General features: G+C 61.5%; 2 protein-coding genes. Both read left to right on the forward strand.

Annotated elements, in window-relative coordinates:
* On the forward strand, positions 1-762 hold a 762-nt coding region (locus AB0898_RS31810; RefSeq protein ID WP_366806532.1), incomplete at its 5' end, for a polymorphic toxin-type HINT domain-containing protein.
* Positions 763-771: 9 nt separating this feature from the next.
* The gene (locus tag AB0898_RS31815) at positions 772-1,302 is read left to right on the forward strand and encodes a hypothetical protein (RefSeq protein ID WP_366806533.1); all 531 of its coding nucleotides are present in this window, start codon (positions 772-774) and stop codon (positions 1,300-1,302) included.
* The last annotated feature ends 204 nt before the right edge of the window (positions 1,303-1,506 follow it).

Genomic DNA, 1,506 nt, shown 5'->3' on the forward strand with positions numbered 1-1,506 from the left:
GCCGGCGTGAAGTCGGTCGCGAAGAAGGCGGCCCGCAAGGCGGCGTTCGGCCTGGCGGCCTCGGCGGCGGTACTCGGCGCCCTGTCGGCAAGCCATGGCCACGAGCCGGCGACGGCACCGGTCGCGGCGGTCACCGCGAGCGTCAAGGACGCGCCGGACGCGCATCTGACGACGACCTTCCACCACCCCTTCTACGACGAAACCCAGTCCGCCTTCACCCAGGCCAAGGACCTCAAGCCCGGCGACGTCCTCCAAACCCCGACCGGCACGACCGAGGTCACGGGCGTCCGCCTCTACCACGCCAATACGGTCACTTACGACCTGACCATCGGCACCCTCCACACGTACTATGTGCAGGCTGGCGACACACCGGTCCTCGTTCATAACTGTGATGGTTCCCTCCCTCGTCATAGGTCGATATGCGACTGCGCTAATGGAGGCAAGCCGCAAATGATGCGCGGTCCCAAGCCGGCTGGCACGGGGCCACACAACCTGAAGATCGCCGAAATAGCTGACCAGGTAACCGATGGCCAGGTAATTGCGGGAGGAGCCAGATTGCCTGAACGCGAGTTTGCCACGCCAGGTGGATTCAAGGATTCTCGTCGGCCGGATATCCTGGTGGAACGGCCGGACGGCACCCAGTACGGCATCAATGTTGGAAAACAGACGGTGCGATCCGGAGCCCCGATCAAGCGAGAAGCGGAAGCGCTGCAAGACCTCGAAGGGATCGGAATGGAGATGCAATTCGTTGCCTACAACTAGCGAGTCTCGATGAAAGTGACACTTCAGTTCCATGGCGGCCGTCGTGAGATCTACGCCATGGCTTGGGAGTGGGCCAGGGAGTCGGGGTTGCTCCTGGCTGAGGAACGCTTCTCCCCCGCCTACCGGGTGAAACTGGTAGGCGGGGTGCAGGGGTCGGGGGCCACTCCGGAATGTGGTGACGACGTTCGCCGCATTTCCCTGAATCCATCCCCAGTCGACCTGAACGTCGATTCGGCCCTCGAATATTTGAAAGGGAATCCGAACTCCCTATTTATTACCCTTGGTGGACAGTCAGACGCTATCTTGCGAGAGTCTGTACTTTCGGCCATGACTGACGAAGTGAATCTTGTGGCAACCTGGAAGAAGTTCCGGGAGCGCGCCAGGAAATCCATGCTCAAGGGAGCTTGGGTGGAGAACACGATGTCGGGCGCCCGGTCGCGGGCGGCAAATCATTACTACACAGCAGAAGCCAAGTGTCTCGCGGACGCTGGTGTGGAACTGATGGGCGGGACGGACTGGATCAAATACCAGCTCGACTAGCGCAGTTCTTAGTGGCTCGCCAGTGAGTCAGGTGTTTTCAGAACGTTCGCAGAAGCCCCGCCGGATTTCGGTCCGGTGGGGCTTCTGGCGGTTTGACGGCAGTAGTTGCCGCTGAGGTTGAAAGGGTGGGGTGACAGGGCTGCGGAGGCTCCAGCCTGAGTCCGGTCTCGGCTATGAAGCCGTCGAGGATCTCGGGGCGGCGTT

Origin of the sequence: Streptomyces sp. NPDC005435, assembly GCF_040703155.1 — a bacterium.
In the GTDB taxonomy this organism is placed as follows: domain Bacteria; phylum Actinomycetota; class Actinomycetes; order Streptomycetales; family Streptomycetaceae; genus Streptomyces.